The sequence below is a fragment of the Streptomyces sp. NBC_01224 genome, assembly GCF_036002945.1.
Classification (GTDB): Bacteria; Actinomycetota; Actinomycetes; order Streptomycetales; family Streptomycetaceae; genus Streptomyces.
In genome coordinates this window covers 4268983-4284680 of record NZ_CP108529.1, presented here as the reverse complement: position 1 = coordinate 4284680, position 15698 = coordinate 4268983, and the positions used below count along the sequence as shown (strand labels likewise).

At 69.9% G+C, this 15698-nt stretch carries 12 protein-coding genes; 4 read left to right on the top strand and 8 right to left on the bottom strand.

From position 1 onward, the window contains the following. Nucleotides 1-12 precede the first annotated feature (12 nt). From OG609_RS18950 to mshD, 4 genes are all read right to left on the bottom strand, one after another. Nucleotides 13-1011, bottom strand: coding sequence for an ABC transporter permease (locus tag OG609_RS18950; protein ID WP_327273915.1), 999 nt, complete (start codon nt 1009-1011; stop codon nt 13-15). Further along, nucleotides 1008-1904, bottom strand: coding sequence for an ABC transporter ATP-binding protein (locus OG609_RS18945; protein ID WP_327273914.1), 897 nt, complete (start codon nt 1902-1904; stop codon nt 1008-1010). Before OG609_RS18945 ends, OG609_RS18950 begins: the two co-directional genes overlap by 4 nt. Further along, on the bottom strand, nt 1901-2311 hold the full coding sequence (locus tag OG609_RS18940) for a GntR family transcriptional regulator (protein WP_093899758.1): 411 nt from the start codon (nt 2309-2311) through the stop codon (nt 1901-1903). Before OG609_RS18940 ends, OG609_RS18945 begins: the two co-directional genes overlap by 4 nt. A 90-nt stretch (nt 2312-2401) precedes the next feature. Further along, nucleotides 2402-3325, bottom strand: coding sequence for a mycothiol synthase (gene mshD, locus OG609_RS18935; RefSeq protein ID WP_327273913.1), 924 nt, complete (start codon nt 3323-3325; stop codon nt 2402-2404). A 297-nt stretch (nt 3326-3622) separates the two neighbouring features. Here mshD and OG609_RS18930 point away from each other — a divergent pair, with 297 nt between their 5' ends. Continuing rightward, entirely contained in the window at nt 3623-5461 is a 1839-nt protein-coding gene (locus OG609_RS18930) for a bifunctional metallophosphatase/5'-nucleotidase (RefSeq protein ID WP_327273912.1), read from the top strand. Between the two features lie 114 nt (nt 5462-5575). Here the strand turns inward: OG609_RS18930 and OG609_RS18925 are convergent, their stop codons facing one another. Continuing rightward, nucleotides 5576-7069, bottom strand: a complete 1494-nt coding sequence (locus OG609_RS18925; protein WP_327273911.1) for an MFS transporter — start codon at nt 7067-7069, stop codon at nt 5576-5578. 259 nt (nt 7070-7328) lie between these two features. Between OG609_RS18925 and OG609_RS18920 the strand changes: the two genes are divergently transcribed. Further along, complete coding sequence (locus OG609_RS18920) at nt 7329-7700, top strand: YciI family protein (RefSeq protein ID WP_327273910.1); 372 nt, start codon at nt 7329-7331, stop codon at nt 7698-7700. Then, on the top strand, nt 7697-8917 hold the full coding sequence (locus OG609_RS18915; RefSeq protein WP_327273909.1) for an RNA polymerase sigma factor: 1221 nt from the start codon (nt 7697-7699) through the stop codon (nt 8915-8917). Before OG609_RS18920 ends, OG609_RS18915 begins: the two co-directional genes overlap by 4 nt. A 328-nt stretch (nt 8918-9245) precedes the next feature. Here the strand turns inward: OG609_RS18915 and OG609_RS18910 are convergent, their stop codons facing one another. Together OG609_RS18910 and OG609_RS18905 are read right to left on the bottom strand one after the other, a co-directional pair. Continuing rightward, nucleotides 9246-11522 (bottom strand): DUF7507 domain-containing protein, encoded by a 2277-nt coding sequence (locus tag OG609_RS18910; protein WP_327273908.1) that lies wholly within the window; start codon nt 11520-11522, stop codon nt 9246-9248. 258 nt (nt 11523-11780) lie between these two features. Beyond that, entirely contained in the window at nt 11781-12485 is a 705-nt protein-coding gene (locus tag OG609_RS18905) for a DUF6333 family protein (RefSeq protein WP_327273907.1), read from the bottom strand. A 234-nt stretch (nt 12486-12719) separates the two neighbouring features. On the opposite strand from OG609_RS18905, the gene OG609_RS18900 reads away from it, so the two are divergent. After that, nucleotides 12720-14990: an LPXTG cell wall anchor domain-containing protein gene (locus tag OG609_RS18900; protein WP_327273906.1), complete on the top strand. Its 2271-nt coding sequence runs from the start codon at nt 12720-12722 to the stop codon at nt 14988-14990. A 121-nt stretch (nt 14991-15111) separates the two neighbouring features. Here the strand turns inward: OG609_RS18900 and OG609_RS18895 are convergent, their stop codons facing one another. Further along, nucleotides 15112-15576 (bottom strand): hypothetical protein, encoded by a 465-nt coding sequence (locus tag OG609_RS18895; RefSeq protein WP_327273905.1) that lies wholly within the window; start codon nt 15574-15576, stop codon nt 15112-15114. Between the last annotated feature and the right edge of the window lie 122 nt (nt 15577-15698).

Below are 15698 nucleotides of genomic sequence, written 5' to 3'. Positions count from 1 at the left end.
CTGGAAGCGGTCTCAGCCGTGGCGGCGGCGCAGCACCCGGAAGGCGAGGGCGACGGCGAGCGCGGCGAGGGCGAGCAGGATGCCGGTCTCGACGAGCTGGAGCGGCCAGAAGTGCGAGGTGGGGTGGTAGTCGGCGAAGTACGTGATGCCGCCCTGGTTGCGCAGGCAGCTCGCGGGGTCCTCCGAATGCGTCGTGCCGGCCCTGAAGCAGTCCTTCCAGTAGATCTCCTTGCCGGAGGCGGTGAGCATGCCCCACTTGATGTGCCAGGCGTTACCGCTCGGGCCGTCGTCTCCGAGGAAGCGGGCGGTCGGCCAGAGCTCGTAGCGGCGCTTGCCGAACCCCAGCATGACCGTGCCCAGGACGAGGGCCGTGAGGCCCATGGACAGGACGGTGCGGCGTACGGCCACGGCGCACAGGGCGCCCACGGCCAGGGCCAGCAGGGCGTAGCCGACGGCGGTCGGGCCGAGGGCGGGATGGATACCGTTCTCGTACCAGCCCAGTCCGGAGGCGTGCGGGTTGCTCTGCAAGCCCGACCAGCCCCATCGGTAGACGAGGACGAGCACGGTCGTCCCGGCGGTCACCAGAGCCGCGGGCAGGGCGAGCCGGGCCGCCAGCCACTGGGCCGGGGAGACCGACTGGGCCCAGGCGAGCCGGAACGTACCGCTCTCCAGCTCGCGGGCGATCAGCGGTCCGGCGACGAAGACGCCGATGAGCGCGGCGAGCAGCAGGACGACGGTCCCACCGCCCGACAGGTACGCCTCGGCGGCGGCGCGGGCGTAGGTGGGCTGGTAGGTGTCGTCGCCGCAGCGGGTGATGTCGCCGTCGGCGCAGAGCTCGTCCGAGCTCGCGACCGCGACCCAGATGCGGAGCCCGACCACGATGGCGATGCCCAGCACCAAGAGTGCGCCGGCCGCCCACAGGGAACGGCGGTGCTGGTGGAGAAGGACGCGGATGGGGCCCCGCAGCCCGGCGGCGGGTGCGACGGGCGCACGCAGACTGATGGCGCTCATACGGCAGCCACCTCCATGCCGGCCTCGGCGCTCGGCGTCAGCAGAGCAGGCGCCTGGGGCGAGCGCAGATGCGCCAGCAGCAGTTCCTCCAGCGAAGGCTCCGCGGCTTCCCAGACGGTGGCGTCCACGGGGCCCTGCCTCCGTACCAGCGCGGTCTGCAGACGCCCCGCCGTGCGGGACTCGACGACGGTGTGCGGGGCGGTGTCCCGCACCGGACCGGTGAGCAGGGCGTGTGCGGCGAGGAGGTCGTCCGTCTCGCCGCCGAGGCGGACCCGGCCGCCGTCGACGAGCAGGAGGTAGTCGCAGGCGCCCTCCAGCTCGGTGAGGATGTGCGAGGACATCACGATGGTGGTGGAGTGCTCGGCGGCCACGGCCATCAGTGCGCCCATCAGCTGGTGGCGGGCGAGGGGGTCGAGGTCGGCCATCGGTTCGTCCAGCAGGAGCAGTTCGGGCCGCTTGCCGAGGGCGAGGGCCAGTGCGAGCCGGGTGCGCTGGCCGCCGGAGAGGCTGCGGACCCCGGCGTCGCGCGGGAGCTCCCCGGCGATGCGTTCGGCGGTGTCCTGGTCCCAGGTGGTGGGGTTCAGTTCGGCGCCCGCCCAGAGCGTCGCGGCGACCGTCAACTGCGGGTACAGCGGCTTGTCCTGGGCCACGAAGGCCATCTTGGCCCTTGCCTTCCCGGGCGCCCCGCCCAGCACCCGCACCGTGCCCTCCGCGGGCCGCAGGAAGCCCGCCGCGAGGGCGAGCAGGGTGGACTTGCCCGAACCGTTGGGGCCGACGAGGGCGCACACGCGCCCGGTGGGCAGCCGGAACGAACAGTCGCGCAGCGCCCAGCCCCCGCCCCTGCTCCGGTACTTCATGCCGAGGCCGACGGCCTCGATCGCAGCGCCTGTCATCCGGCCTGATCCCCCTTGAAGGTCTTGTCCAGTACGGCGGTGAAGAGCGCGCTCACGTCGTCCTTCTCCAGTCCGGCCGCGCGGGCCCGGCGGGCCCAGTCGGCGAGCTCGGCGCGCAGCGGCGCGTCGTCGGCGGCCGCAGCGCCGCCGAGGGTCCGCGTGACGAAGGTGCCGAGCCCGCGCCGGGCCTCGACGAGGCCCTCGCGCTCCAGCTCCCGGTAGGCCTTGAGCACGGTGTTCGGGTTGATGGCGGTGGCCTCGACGACCTCGCGTGCGGTGGGCAGCCGGTCGCCGGGCTCCAGCAGGCCGAGGCGGAGGGCCTGTTTGGTCTGCTGGACGATCTGGAGGTACGTGGCGACGCCGCTGCGCCGGTCGATGCGGTACTCGACCGCTGCGGACTCTGCCATGTTCACCCCTTTCACTAATTAAGTAGTGGAAGCATGGCGTAAAGAAAGGGGCGACGTCAAGCGACGCCGCCCCGGGCGAGTTGTGGCTGCTCAGGACTCCGTGCGGTACATCAGGTCCACCTCGTGCGTCGCGAAGCCCATCCGCTCGTAGACGGTCAGGGCCGCCTTGTTGTCCGCGTCGACGTAGAGCATCGCGGTCGGCAGCCCCTCGGCGGCCAGATGGCGCAGCCCGATCGCGGTGAGCGCCTTGCCGAGCCCGCCGCCCTGTGCGTCCGGCCGGATGCCGACGACGTACACCTCGCCGAGGTGCTCATCGGCGTGCACCTTCGTCCAGTGGAAGCCGATCAGCTCGCCGTCGCGCTCGGCCAGGAAGAAGCCCTTCGGGGCGAACCAGGGCTCCGCCTTGCGGTCGTCCAGGTCGCGCTGGGTCAGCGAACCCTGTTCGGGGTGGTGGGCGAAGGCGGCGCGGTTCACCGCGAGCCAGGCGGCGTCGTCCTCGCCGGGCACGAAGGTGCGGACGGTGACGCCGGGCGGCAGCACCGGCTCCGCGATGTCCAGCGGGCTCAGCGGGCGCCGCAGCTGACGCAGTTCGCGGAAGAGGGAGAGACCGAGGACCTGCGAGAGATGCCGGGCCGCGGACTTCCCGCCGTGCGCCCACACCCGCAGCCGCTTGCCCGTAACGGCGAGCAGCGCCGCACCCAGCGCCCGCCCGTGCCCCTGCCCGCGGTACGCCGGATGCACGACCAGCTCGGCGGCCGGCGCCTCGACGGGGTCGGTGTCCTCCAGCTGCGCATACCCGACCAGGGTCGGCCCACTGGTGAGCAGCAGATGCCGCACCCCCTCACGCCGCCCGCCCCGCAGCTGCAGCCGCCCCTGCTCGGACACGGCCTGCCTGCCGTCGGACCGGGCCGCCTCGGCGAGCAGGTCGGACACGGCTCCGGCCTGTTCGGGGGAGAGCACTTCGAGCGTCTGGATCTCGCGTCCGGGGGCGGGGAGAGGTACGTCAGTCGTCATGTGTACGAGCGTACGGGGGGTGCGGGGTGTTGTGGCCCGGGCAGCCCTGCGTGCGTGCTGACGGCCGGGGCCTGGTTTGCACCCCGGCGTGTACTCGGCCGTCGGTCGGCCGCGGCTCTCGGCGATATGTACGCCATGCCGGTGATCTGCGGTGGTTGGCTCCGATACCAACCGCATGGCAACCAGTTCGTAACCCCGGAAACCTGTCGCGCTACGCGCGTTGACCCTAGGCTGCGGCACGAAGTCTCCAGACTCGCCATCACCCTCAAACCTCCCGCTGAACTCACAAGGGGACCGATGTCAGCGACACCACAGAAGAACCGCGCGCCCCGGCGGGTGCTCGCCGCCGCGGCCGGGCTCGCCACCGTCGGCGCGCTCGTCGCCGCGATGCCGGCCGGCGCCCAGGACCGCGGCCATGGGCACGGGCACCACAAGCCGGCCCGTACCGTCGACGTACAGCTGCTGTCCTTCAACGACCTGCACGGGAACCTGGAGCCGCCGGCCGGCTCGGGGGCGGGCACGGTCACCGAGACGCAGGCCGACGGCACGCCCAAGCCGATTCCGGCCGGTGGCGTCGAGTACCTCGCGTCCTCGCTGCGTACCGCGCGCAAGGGTCACCCGTACTCGATCACCGCGGCCGGTGGTGACATGGTGGGCGCGAGCCCGTTGCTGTCCGGTCTCTTCCACGACGAGCCGACCATCGAGGCGCTCAACAAGATCGACCTCGATGTGACGACCGTCGGCAACCACGAGTTCGACGAGGGCGCCACCGAGCTGGCCCGCCTCCAGAACGGCGGCTGCCACCCGGTCGAGGGGTGCTACGAGAAGGGCAAGAAGTTCCAGGGCGCCGACTTCCCCTACCTCGCCGCCAACGTGACGAGCGAGAAGACCGGCAAGCCGATCCTCAAGCCGTACACGGTGTGGAAGAAGAACGGCGTCAGGATCGGCTTCATCGGGGTGACCCTGGAGGGCACGCCGAACATCGTCACAGCCAACGGCGTCAAGGGCCTGAAGTTCCACGACGAGATCGAGACGATCAACAAGTACGCCAAGGAGCTGGACCGCCAGGGCGTCAAGTCCATCGTCGCGCTGATCCACGAGGGCGGGGCACCTGCCTCCGCCTCGTACAACTACGACTGCGACAGCTCCGGCGCCGGTGACGGCATCTCCGGGCCGATCACCGACATCGCCAAGGGCATCACGCCGAAGGTCGACGCACTGGTCACGGGCCACACCCACCAGGCGTACGTCTGCACGATCCCGGACCCGGCGGGCAACCCGCGCATGGTCACCTCGGCGTCGTCGTTCGGCAAGCTCTACACCGACACGACCCTCACCTACGACCGCCGCACCAAGGACATCGTCCGTACGTCGGTGAAGTCGGCCGGAGCCTCGAACCCGAAGTCGGCGAACCACATCGTCAGCCGGGACCAGCACAGGGCCAGGGACATGACGGACCTGATCGCCCGCTGGAACGCCCTCGCGGCGCCCATCGCGAACAAGCCGCAGGGCTACATCACCGCCGACATCGACGGCCGCAGCTCCAAGGCCTCCGAGAAGCCGCTCGGCAACCTGATCGCGGACGCCCAGCTGGAGGGCCTGGCCCCGGCGGACAAGGGCGGGGCGGTCGTCGCCCTCATGAACCCGGGCGGCATCCGGGGGGACCTGGTGTACAAGTCGACCGGCAGTGAGGGCGACGGGGTGGTGACGTACGGGGAGTCGTTCACCGTGCAGCCCTTCACCAACATGATGAACGTCGTCGACCTGACCGGCGCCCAGCTGATCACCGCGCTCCAGCAGCAGGTCAGCGGTTCCAACGAGGCCGGCCCGAAGATCCTTCAGGTGTCCAAGGGCCTCACGTACACCCTGGACATGACGAAGACGGGTGCGGCCCGTGTGGTCACCGACACCATCAAGCTGGACGGTGCGGCGATCGACCCGGCGAAGACCTACCGCGTCGCGATGAACGAGTTCCTGGCGGGCGGCGGCGACGGCTTCGCCGCACTCGGCCAGGGCACCAACAAGCTGGTCGGCGCGTCCGACCTGGACCTGTTCAACGCCTACCTGGCGGCCCACTCCACGGCCGCCGCGCCGCTGGCCCCGCCGGCGACGGACCGGATCACGGTCATCCAGTAACTCCCGTACGCGGGTGAGAGGGGCGGTGGGCCGGCGGGCCCACCGCCCCGCTGCGTGTGACGGGGTGACGGGGGCTTTCGGGCAGGAAAACCACGGCGTCGGCCTCGGCAGGTTCTATGAGCGAGCCGCCTCGTAGTCGGGGAGTGCGGCCGGGGTGGTCCGGGTTGCCGGGCGCATGGTCAGGATCAGTACGGCCAGCCCGGCGAAGATGACCGCGGCGACGACGCCGGTGACGTGCAGGCCGGCGGTGAACGCCTCCCGCGCGGTGTGCAGCAGTTCCGCGCTCCGGTCGGCGGGAAGGTGCCGACCGGCGGCGACCGCGCCGGCCAGCGAGTCGGACGTGCCGTCCGTCCGGCTGCGGTAGACCACTGCGGCCAGCGTGCCGAGCAGTGCGAAGCCGAGCGAACCGCCGAAGTAGTTGCCGGTCTCCGACATCGACGCCGCCGAGCCGGCGCGCTCCGGCGGTACGGACCCGACGACCAGCCCGGTGCCCAGCGCGAAGAGTGGGCCGGTGCCCAGCGCCAGTACGGCGATCCCGGTCATCACCAGCGGCAGGGCGCCCGCACTGTCGACGCCGACGAGCAGCAGGCTGCCCAGCGCCGACCCCACCAGCCCGCCGGCGATCGCGGTCGTCTGCTTCATCCGCCGGGCCAGCGCCGGCGCGGTCATGGTGCCGACCGCCACGCCCAGGCCCATCGGTGCGAACAGCACCGCCGACGCGACCGGCGAGAAGCCCAGCACGCTCTGCAGGTACTGGGTCACCAGCAGGCCCGTACCGGCCATGGCGATACCGGCGAAGACCAGCGCGACGAGTACGGCCGTGAACGGGCGGTTGCGCAACAGCCGCAGGTCCAGCAGCGGCGTCTCCAGTCGCAGTTGCCGGCGTACGAAGAGGAATCCGGTGGCGGCGCCGACGACGAGGGCCACCGCCGGCACGACCGGCACACTCTCGACGGTCAGCTGCTTGATGCCGTAGACCATCAGAAGCACGGCCACGAGCGACAGCCCGACGCTTGCCGGGTCCAGCCGGCCGGCCCGGTCGCTGCGGAACTCCGGCAGCAGGACCGGCCCGGCCAGCAGCAGCAACGCCATCGCCGGCACGGCGACCAGGAACACCGATCCCCACCAGAAGTACTGGAGCAGGAACCCGGCGAGCACGGGCCCGAGCGCGCCGCCGGCGAACTGGCAGGTCGCCCAGATCGCGATGGCCTTCCCGCGCTGCCGTTCGTCGCGGAACATGTTGGTGATCAAGGCAAGTGTGGACGGCGCCAAGGTCGCGCCGGCGACGCCCAGCAGCGCCCGCGCGACGATCAGCATCAGCGGGTCGACCGCGAAGGCGGCCACGACCGAGAACACCGCGAACGCCGCTGCGCCGATCATCAGCAGCCGTCGGCGGCCGATCCGGTCGCCGAGCGTACCCATCGTGATGACCAGGCCTGCCACCATGAATCCGTAGCTGTCACTGATCCACAGCTGCTGGACGTTGGTGGCACCCAGGTCGGCGCTCAGCCGTGGGAGCGCGAGAAGCAACGCCGTCGCGTCGATCGCGACGAGCAAGGTCGGCAGCATGAGGACGACCAGTCCCAGCCATGCCCGGTTGACTCGCATATCCGAAACTCCCTGTTCTCTCGACGTTTCGCCGGTTGGTCGGAGTGGTGGAGAGCTTCTTGACATCGGTACGGACGGACATCTTTCGCGTCTGCCACGGAGGGGATTCACCGGGAATGACGACCTCGCGGTCCGGGCGACGCGACGCCGGAAAACTCCGTGCGAAAGTTCTGGCCGAGGATGTCAAGACGACGACGGCGGCTCCGACCAACCGGTCGAAGGGCCCGATCCGGGGCTCGCGAACCACGAGGAGTACGAGATGCAGTTCCTGATCAGCATGTATATCAACCCGGCCGTGCTGGACGCGCTGACCGACCAGGAGAAGGCGGCGATCGGCAACGGCCACGGCGCGTTCATCGAGGCGCTGAAGACGTCCGGCGAGCTGATCACCACGCAGGCGCTGGTCGACCCGTCACAGGCCGCTGTGGTGTCCGTACGCAACGGCCAGCCGGTGGTGACCGACGGACCCTACCTGGAGGCCAAGGAGTACCTGGGCGGCTTCTACCTGATCGACTGCGAGAACAAGGAGCGGGCGATCGAGCTGGCAGCGCAGATCCCGGACACCGCGATCGAGGGCCTGGGTATCGAGGTGCGGCAGGTGATGTTCGCCGACGGACAATTGGAGGCATGACAGCACCAGACATCGAGGACCTGCTGCGTGAGCTCACGCCGCAGGTCCTCGGCACGTTGGTACGCCGGAACGGCCGGTTCGAGGGGTGTGAGGACGCCGTGCAGGAGGCCGTCCTCGCCGCCACCGTGCAGTGGCCGGCCGAGGGAGTGCCGAACAACCCGCGCGGCTGGCTGGTGACGGTCGCCTCCCGGCGGCTCATCGACCAGATGCGCAGCGACCACGCGCGCCGCGAGCGGGAGTCGGCGACGGCCACCGAGGTGGTGCCCAAGGACGTACCGGACACCGACGACACGCTCGTCCTGCTCTTCCTGTGCTGTCATCCGACGCTGACCGCGGCCTCCCAGACCGCCCTGACGCTGCGGGCGGTCGGCGGCCTGAGCACTGCCGAGATCGCCCGCGCGTTCCTGGTGCCGGAGGCCACGATGGCGGCCAGGATCAGCCGGGCCAAGCAGCGCATCAAGGCCGCCGGAAGCTCGTTCACCCTGCCGGACGGCGCGGAGCGCGAGGAGCGGCTACGGGTCGTCCTGCATGTGCTGTACCTGATCTTCAACGAGGGCTATACCGCCTCCTCGGGCAGCGAGCTGCACCGCGCCGACCTCGCGCACGAGGCGATCCGGCTGGCCGGGATGGTGCACGCGCAGCTGCCCGAGGACGGCGAGGTGACCGGGCTGCTCGCACTGATGCTGCTGACCCACGCCCGCAGAGAGGCACGTACGACAGCGGCCGGTGACCTGGTGCCGCTGGACGAGCAGGACCGTACGAAGTGGGACCGCGGGCTGATCGGCGAGGGGCTGGAGCTGGCCAAGGCGTCACTGGCCGGCCCGACGCTGGGGCCCTACCGGCTGCAGGCCGCCATCGCCGCCACGCACGCCGACGCGGCCACGGCCGAGGAGACCAACTGGCCGCAGGTGCACGCCCTTTACCTGGTCCTGGAACGGATCGCGCCCAACCCGATGGTCACCCTCAACCGGGCGATCGCGCTCGCCGAGACCGAGGGCCCGGCGGCCGGGCTGGCCCTGCTGTCCACATTGGACAGTGACGGGCGGATGGCCGGGCATCACCGGCTGCTGTCCGTACGGGCGCATCTGCTGGAGAAGACCGGCGACACGGCACGGGCGTACGAGCACTACCGGCGCGCCGCGAAGTCCACCGCCAGCATCGCCGAGCAGCGCTACCTGGAGTCCCGGGCGAGCCGGGTGGCACGCCTCGCACCATAGGTGCCGCGATCAAAGCAGTGCCGAGTCACAGCCACTGAGTTGCGAGGGCTCGGTTGCGAGTCCGCCCCGGGCCCGGCGGCCTCCGGAGAAGCCGACCGGTGCCGGCGCGAGAACCGGCCCTGCGGCGAGTGAGCCGAGAGCGACGGCGAACAGGATCGCGCCCGATGACGCCTTCGTGGGCGATGCGACGCCCGACGCGGGGGACATGCCTCGCGCCCCGCTCCGGGCGTTCCGGGGCGGGGCGCGGGGTGAGCGGCCTACGAAACAGGATTCCGCAGGCCGTCGGGCTCACCGGGCCGCCGGACACCTGCTTGCTGCCTGCTTGCTGTCAGGCTTGTCCCTGACCGTTGGATCCCTCCTCGCTGTGCGACCTCTTGTGCACGGGCTTTTTGTGTACCGGCTTCTTGTGCACAGGCTTCTTGTGCGCCGGCTTGTGGTGCGGGGGCTTGGGGGGCCGCGGCTTGCTGATCTCGATGGTCACCCTGGCGGGCGTGCCGGCGATCTGGTTCCCTTGCGGGTCGGTTCCTGCAGCCACCGCCACATTGGTGACGGGGCAGAGCTTGCCGCCGCCGGACTTGGTCTTCTTGCAGGCATTGGCGTCGGCCTGGGTGATCGTGTACGTACCGTGGCAGGTCGTAGAGGCACCCGGCGCCAGCGTGGTCGCGTCGCAGGTGACTTTGGTGACGCGGTCGTCGCTGACCAGCACGTCGTGCAACGTTGTGCTGCCGGTGTTGGTGACGGTGTAGGAGTACTGCACCTTCTTCCCGACGAGGTACGGACCGGGCGTGACAACCCGCTTCTTCAGGGTGATGTGCGGTGCCCCGATCGGCAGTGTCAGCTGGGTCTCCGGAGAGGTGATGGTCTCGCCGTCCGCCGTACCGGTCGCCGTGGCGGTGTTGGTGACGGAACCGGCCGTACCGTCACCCGCGGTGATCGTGTACGTGCCACTGCACGTGGTGCTGTCGCCCGGACTCTCCGCCGGGGCCAATGTGGTCGATCGACAGGTGATGCCGGTGACGTGGTCGTCGTTCACCTCGACGTCGGTCAGCTCCGCCCCACCCGTGTTGCGGACGGTGTAGGAGAAGGTGACCGTTTGCCCGACGGAGTAGGCGCCGGGCGTCTGAGCCTTCTTCTCCACGACGAGACCGGGCGGCCGTTCGATCGGCACGCTCTGCGAGGACGGCGGTGATGTGACCGTCTGGCCGTTCGACATGCCCGTCGCGATGGCCGTGTTGTCGATGGAACCGTGCGTCACATCGGCGGCCGTGACCGTATAGGTGGCGGTGCACGTGACCGTCCGACCGCTCGCGAGCGTCGTCGTGGGACAGGACACCGGGCCGACCTTCGGGTCGTTGACGGCGAGGCCCGTGATGTCCGTCGCACCCGAGTTGGTGACCACGAAGTCGTACGGCACCTTCGACCCGGCCACCAGGTCACCGGGGAGCGGCTGCCTGACCTGCTTGACGAGGTTCAACCGGGGCAGCGGCTGGTCGCTGGTGACGAGCACGTTGCGGATGAGGTGGACATCGGTGAACAGGCCCGTGGAGGCGGCGAAGCCGAACTTGTAGGTGGGGGGCACCGGTTGCGGAGCGGGCGTGCTGAGGACCTGGTGGAAGCCGGTACCGTCGTTGAAGTCGATCGACACGGTGAGCACCGGGTCGGGCGCCGGGGTGAGCTGCACATGGACCCGGCGGCGCGACGGTTCGAGCGCGGCCTCGGCCTGGGCGGGGGTGGCTCCCGGGGGCAGCGCGGTCAGCGGTCCTTGCAGCTTTCCGGGAAGGGTCGACGGCCAGGGCCCGGTGGTGGTGAAGTTGCTGGTGGTGGCGGTCAGGAAGCAGTAGCCCTCGGTGCCGTCGCCGGGACCGCGCACCGTGACCATGTTGGCCCCGGGAGCGGGAACGCGGAACCCCGTCCCGGCGGGCGAGCGGTTGGCGCAGCCGTTCCCGCGGTGCTCCCAGTCGCCGAAGTAGTTCCCGAGGACATCGAGCCCCACGCCCAGGTAGCCACGGTCCACACCGGGCAGGAACGTGGCGGTGGGGTTGTCGTCGGGGAGCTTCTGCGCGTACCCGAGGCTGCCACCGAAGGCGCCCGGGTGAGTCAGCGCGCCGTCACCGTTCACCAGGAAGAACGAGATGCCGTCGGCGGGGGTGGCCGGGGTCGTACTTCCGTACTGCCACTGGTCGAACGTGACGTCGAGGCCCTGGTTGGCGGGCAGCGCGTGATTGTAGAGGACGGCCCCCGTCTGGTCGTTCGAGGCGTCCGTCAGTCGCAGGTATCCGTGCGGCGCGCCGTTGGGGGGCGGCACCGGGCCGACCCCTTCCGGGCAACCGCCGAGCGGGTGGTCCCCCGGACCCGGTGCGGCGGCGGCGGGGGCGCCGGTGAGACAGGCCGAGCCCACACCGGTGAACTCCGGGGCCGTGGCCTGCGTGAACGTCTCATCGACCAGGGGAGAGCCGGCGGCACGCGGCTGGGCTTGGGCGCCGGCGTCCGGCGCCGGCGACGCTCCGGCGCCGACGACGAGGGCCAACGCCGCCGCGGCAAGTCGGGCAGTCCGTGCGCGCGGCGCGCGCCCACCGGACGACGGTGAGTACTTCCTTCGGTTCATGCCCGCATGAATAGCAGTCACCGTATGCCCATCTAATGGTGGCAGACGGTCATGTGCGCCAATGGGCGTCGCGATGGACCTCACCTGGCGGTACGTACCTCCGGGACCGGCAGCGCCAGGTGGGGAGCACGAAGAGGCCACACCCCTTGTCCATGCTCGTCACGCCTGGCGGCGGCCAAGGGGTGGCCCTGGAAACGGCAGCGACCCGGCACCCCGACGGATACAGGGCCACCGCTCGGCACGGGCCGCCAGTCGGTCTCAGTCCTGGAGCCAGACTTCGTCGATGGCTTCTCGGACGTCCTCGGTGCGGGTGACCTTGAAGACCGACACCATCAGGTTCTCTCTGCTGTAGACGGAGTGCAGGCCGCAGGCGAGGAGGTCGAGGTACTCGAGGCCGATGAAGGGTTCGTCCTGGTCGCTGTCGAGGCACTCGGCCCCGGGGGTGCCGGGGCCGACGCCGACGGCCCGCAGGAGCTGCGCGGGGTTGCCGGTGACGTACTGGTCGTCCCAGCCGTCGGCGGAGAGGCGGGGCTGTCCGGGGACATGGGCGAGGTACTTGCCGTATGTCTCGGCCGAGTTCATCTCGCAGACGGCGGTGATGCGGGCCTCGGGGTGGGCTTTGACCTGGGCATCGAACGTGGCGTCGAGGTTGGTGGAGAGGATGCCGTCCTCACCGAGGGCCGGGTCGCTGATCTGAACGATGTCGCCCCAGCAGCCGACGGCGACGTAGTCGAGGTCGTCCATGTGCCGGGGGTGGTCGATGTCCCGGCGGGGCATGGGCTCAAGTTCTTCGGCGACGGTGGAGACGGTGGAGAGTTCGGCGACGACAGCGCGGGCGCGGACCGGGTCGTGGGCCGGTGCGTGGCGGATGGTGTGCTGGTCGTAGGGGGCGTGGTACGGCGGGTGGATGCGGGTGATCCGGAGGGTGGACTGCCGCCAGGCGATACGCGGGTTCGGGCTCATGTGGGGAGCCTAGGCGGGAACCCGCCAGGCGGCGATCGGCGTGTCACTTCCCAAACCCCTTGGCTGACAGAGGAGTTGCGGCCCTAAAGTGCGGGTTGGCGGTGTCATGTCACGGGGGCCTCACACCGCCCCGTACCTGTCCCCCAGCCCCCACGAGCAGGGACAAAGAGTTTGAAAGCGATACGTTCACGCGTCAGGGCGCGTCTGGCTTCCGCTGCGGCTGTTGTCGCGGCAGTGGGCCTTGCCCTCACCGGGGTTCCCGGTCTGACCGGCTACGCGGGCGCGGCCCCCAGGCCGCCGAAGCCGCTGGAGCCGGGCATACCGTGCAAGGAGTACTACGAGCTTGCCGACGACATCCAGGCCATCGCCCAACTCCCGGAGTTCGACGCCTTCCGGGACAAGTCCCGGTGGGACACGTACGAGTACGAGAACCCGGGTAAGAAGTGGGACGGCCTCGGCCCGCCCAGCCAGGCCGACATCGACCGGCTGGAGAAACTCGAGAAGCAGCCGCCGAAGTCCAAGCCGATCGACCGCGTCTACTGGACGTGGCTCAAGGCACGCGAGAGCAACTCGAACGCGTGGGGCGACTGGTCGCACTGGCGCGACGTCCGTCTGATCCGCAACGCCGGCAACGACCCACGCGGCAAGGCGTTCGAGAAGAAGGTCATCAAGGACCACGGGCTGACCGGCCCGGAGTGGATCTGCCAGAAGGAGGTGGAATTCAAGGACCCGGACACCGGCAAGACCTACCGCAGGCAGCTCGATGCCTACAACACCAAGACCGGACAGATCCTGGAGATCAAGTCCAACGGGCAGCCCGACCCCAAGCAGATCCCCAAGGACATCGCGTGGTCCAAGGACAAGAACTGGCGCCACACGTCCATGAAGTACATCTACGCCGAGAAGCAGGAAAAATCGGCGATCGACCTGAAGGAGGAGCTGCGTAGGAACGCGGGCGCCAATCGGGTCACGGAGTACAACTACCGCTCCGACAAGGTCGAGAAGGCCCCCAGCGGCGGCGTGCGCGCGAAGTCGACCAACATGCAGCCCCCCGGCAGGCCCGCCACCACGGGCGGCGGCGCGAACGACCTGATCCGCGAGTCCCGTCCCAACCCCAAGAGCATGGGCGAGTTCCTGAACCGGAAGAACGCCGCCGACCCCAACCGGCTCTCCCCACGCGGTCCGGGCGGCGTGGACTTCACCACCCTCGAACTTCGCTACGTCGGCAAGCCCGTCAAGGGCAAGGGCCTGGACTACGGCTTCTCCGCCAAGGAAGATCCCGAGGAGAAGTCCGGCTGGGGCGGCAAGGAGAAGGCGCAGCTCATCTCGGACGCCTTCCTGACGTGGCTGGCGCTGACTCCGGACAAGTTCTGGGTGAACCTCAACCCGGACGAGCCCAACCGGGTCATGGACGCCCAGTTCGGGAAGACCGACGCCGGCCGGATCCTCCTCGAAGCCGATCTCCGGATGAAGCACGACTTCTTCAGGACGATGGATCCCAAGACCGATCTCGGCAAGCGGTTCTGGGCATCCCTGCCCAAGGTGGACGGCCGCCCGTGCTTCGCCGGGATCCGCAACTGGATCGAGCCGAAGACCGCGACGGTACGCGAGCAGGACGGCGGCATCTACATCCTTGACGCCCCCCTGAAGCTGAAGTCCACCCCGCAGGACTTCGCCACCGACCCCGGCGGCGAGCGGATCTGCAACCCGTCCAAGGCCGAACGGGATCAGGCACAGCAGGTCATCGACCGGATGATCGTCCCCGAGGTCGAGAAGACCATCAACACCGCCCCGCAGTACGCGGATCTGCGCCGCGTCTACACCGCCCGCGTGGCTGCCGAGTGGATCCGTCTCCAGGACGCGAAGACGCCCACCGACTACCGCAAGATCATCAACAGCAACGACGTGAAGGCGTGGCCGCTGCGCGCCCCCAACCAGAACTGGGACAAGAACGAGCTGTTCCAGGAGTACCGGAAGATTTTCCTCAACGGCGAGTTCCAGTACGACGTGGACACCGCCGAAGGCGTGATGGTCTACATCGTCGGCGGCGTCGACTTCTCCAAGCAGCCCAAGCGCGACATCACCAAGACCCGGTTCACCGCCGAGCACCGCTATCTTCCCCGCCAGACCCGAACGTCGGTGAAGACCCTCACCGACAACGCCAAGGACAACGACAGCAACCTGCTGCTCCTGGGCGGCAACACCACCTCAACCGACATCGGCGGAGGCGGTGACGGGCCGGGACCGGACCCGACGCCGACCAAGCCGGGCGAGCCGACCGGCAAGCCGACGGACAAACCAACCACCCCCGGGCCTGCCCACTCCACGCCGCCGGCCACGGGCGGCCACAGCGGCGGCCAGAACGACCCGGACCCGGGCGGCGGCCTCGCCCACACCGGCTCAGACACCCCCATCGGCCTGATCGCGGGCATCGCCGCCGCGCTCGCGGCCCTGGGCGGCGGACTGATCTGGTGGAAGCGCCGCCGGACGGCCGCACCGCAATAGCTGACCGATTCCGCAGAATGCTCCGGCCCCGCACCCGAAGGTGCGGGGCCGCAGTGCTGCCGCCACGTGGACTCCCGACGAACAACGCGCGGTACTGGAGTTGATCAGGGCCGGGGTGGAGCTATGGAACTTTTGCCCAGTGATCGTCAATCCCTGCTCGGGGATCGTCTTGGACGGTGGACCGGCGCCCCGGGCCTGATGAGCGGCACGTCCCGCGTGAACTCCCGGAACCCGACGCTGCCGCTACACCGTCGTACCAGTCGATCACCTCGTCAACCAGCCCGGCGTGGTCGGGATGGACCTGGTACGCCGGATAGGCGCCGGTGACGTCCTTCACCGACCCGTCGCTCCGCCTCACCTGGTGCGGAAGACAGGCCCAGCTCCACGCCACCAGATCCCCGCCGGAGAACCACAGCCGACGCGGCCGGCCTGCGCCGTCGCAGGCGTGCCCCTTGCCCCAGTTCCAGGCCGGCTCGCCGAACGTCGCGTCGCTGTTCACCAGGTCCGGGTGGGTGGCGGTGACACGCTGCGCCAGACCCTGCATGAGCTGCACGTCCGCGGCGGTCACAAGCTCGAAGTTCGGCATGGTGCGCCACTGTGTCAGGACTCGGCAAAGCCGTCGAACCGTTTCCCGGGGCCGCCGATCGGTGCACCCTCCCCTGAGAGAACGTCGAGATCGCGTCGGCTCTCTCCCGGAATCCGATTCGG

Bases quoted from the DNA above. Each gene is read 5' to 3' on its own strand.
- OG609_RS18915 (WP_327273909.1), top strand. From the start codon at position 7,697: ATGACAGCACCAGACATCGAGGACCTGCTGCGTGAGCTCACGCCGCAG.
- OG609_RS18925 (WP_327273911.1), bottom strand. From the start codon at position 7,069: ATGCGAGTCAACCGGGCATGGCTGGGACTGGTCGTCCTCATGCTGCCG.
- OG609_RS18910 (WP_327273908.1), bottom strand. From the start codon at position 11,522: ATGAACCGAAGGAAGTACTCACCGTCGTCCGGTGGGCGCGCGCCGCGC.
- OG609_RS18940 (WP_093899758.1), bottom strand. From the start codon at position 2,311: ATGGCAGAGTCCGCAGCGGTCGAGTACCGCATCGACCGGCGCAGCGGC.
- mshD (WP_327273913.1), bottom strand. From the start codon at position 3,325: ATGACGACTGACGTACCTCTCCCCGCCCCCGGACGCGAGATCCAGACG.
- OG609_RS18920 (WP_327273910.1), top strand. From the start codon at position 7,329: ATGCAGTTCCTGATCAGCATGTATATCAACCCGGCCGTGCTGGACGCG.
- OG609_RS18930 (WP_327273912.1), top strand. From the start codon at position 3,623: ATGTCAGCGACACCACAGAAGAACCGCGCGCCCCGGCGGGTGCTCGCC.
- OG609_RS18895 (WP_327273905.1), bottom strand. From the start codon at position 15,576: ATGCCGAACTTCGAGCTTGTGACCGCCGCGGACGTGCAGCTCATGCAG.
- OG609_RS18905 (WP_327273907.1), bottom strand. From the start codon at position 12,485: ATGAGCCCGAACCCGCGTATCGCCTGGCGGCAGTCCACCCTCCGGATC.
- OG609_RS18950 (WP_327273915.1), bottom strand. From the start codon at position 1,011: ATGAGCGCCATCAGTCTGCGTGCGCCCGTCGCACCCGCCGCCGGGCTG.
- OG609_RS18945 (WP_327273914.1), bottom strand. From the start codon at position 1,904: ATGACAGGCGCTGCGATCGAGGCCGTCGGCCTCGGCATGAAGTACCGG.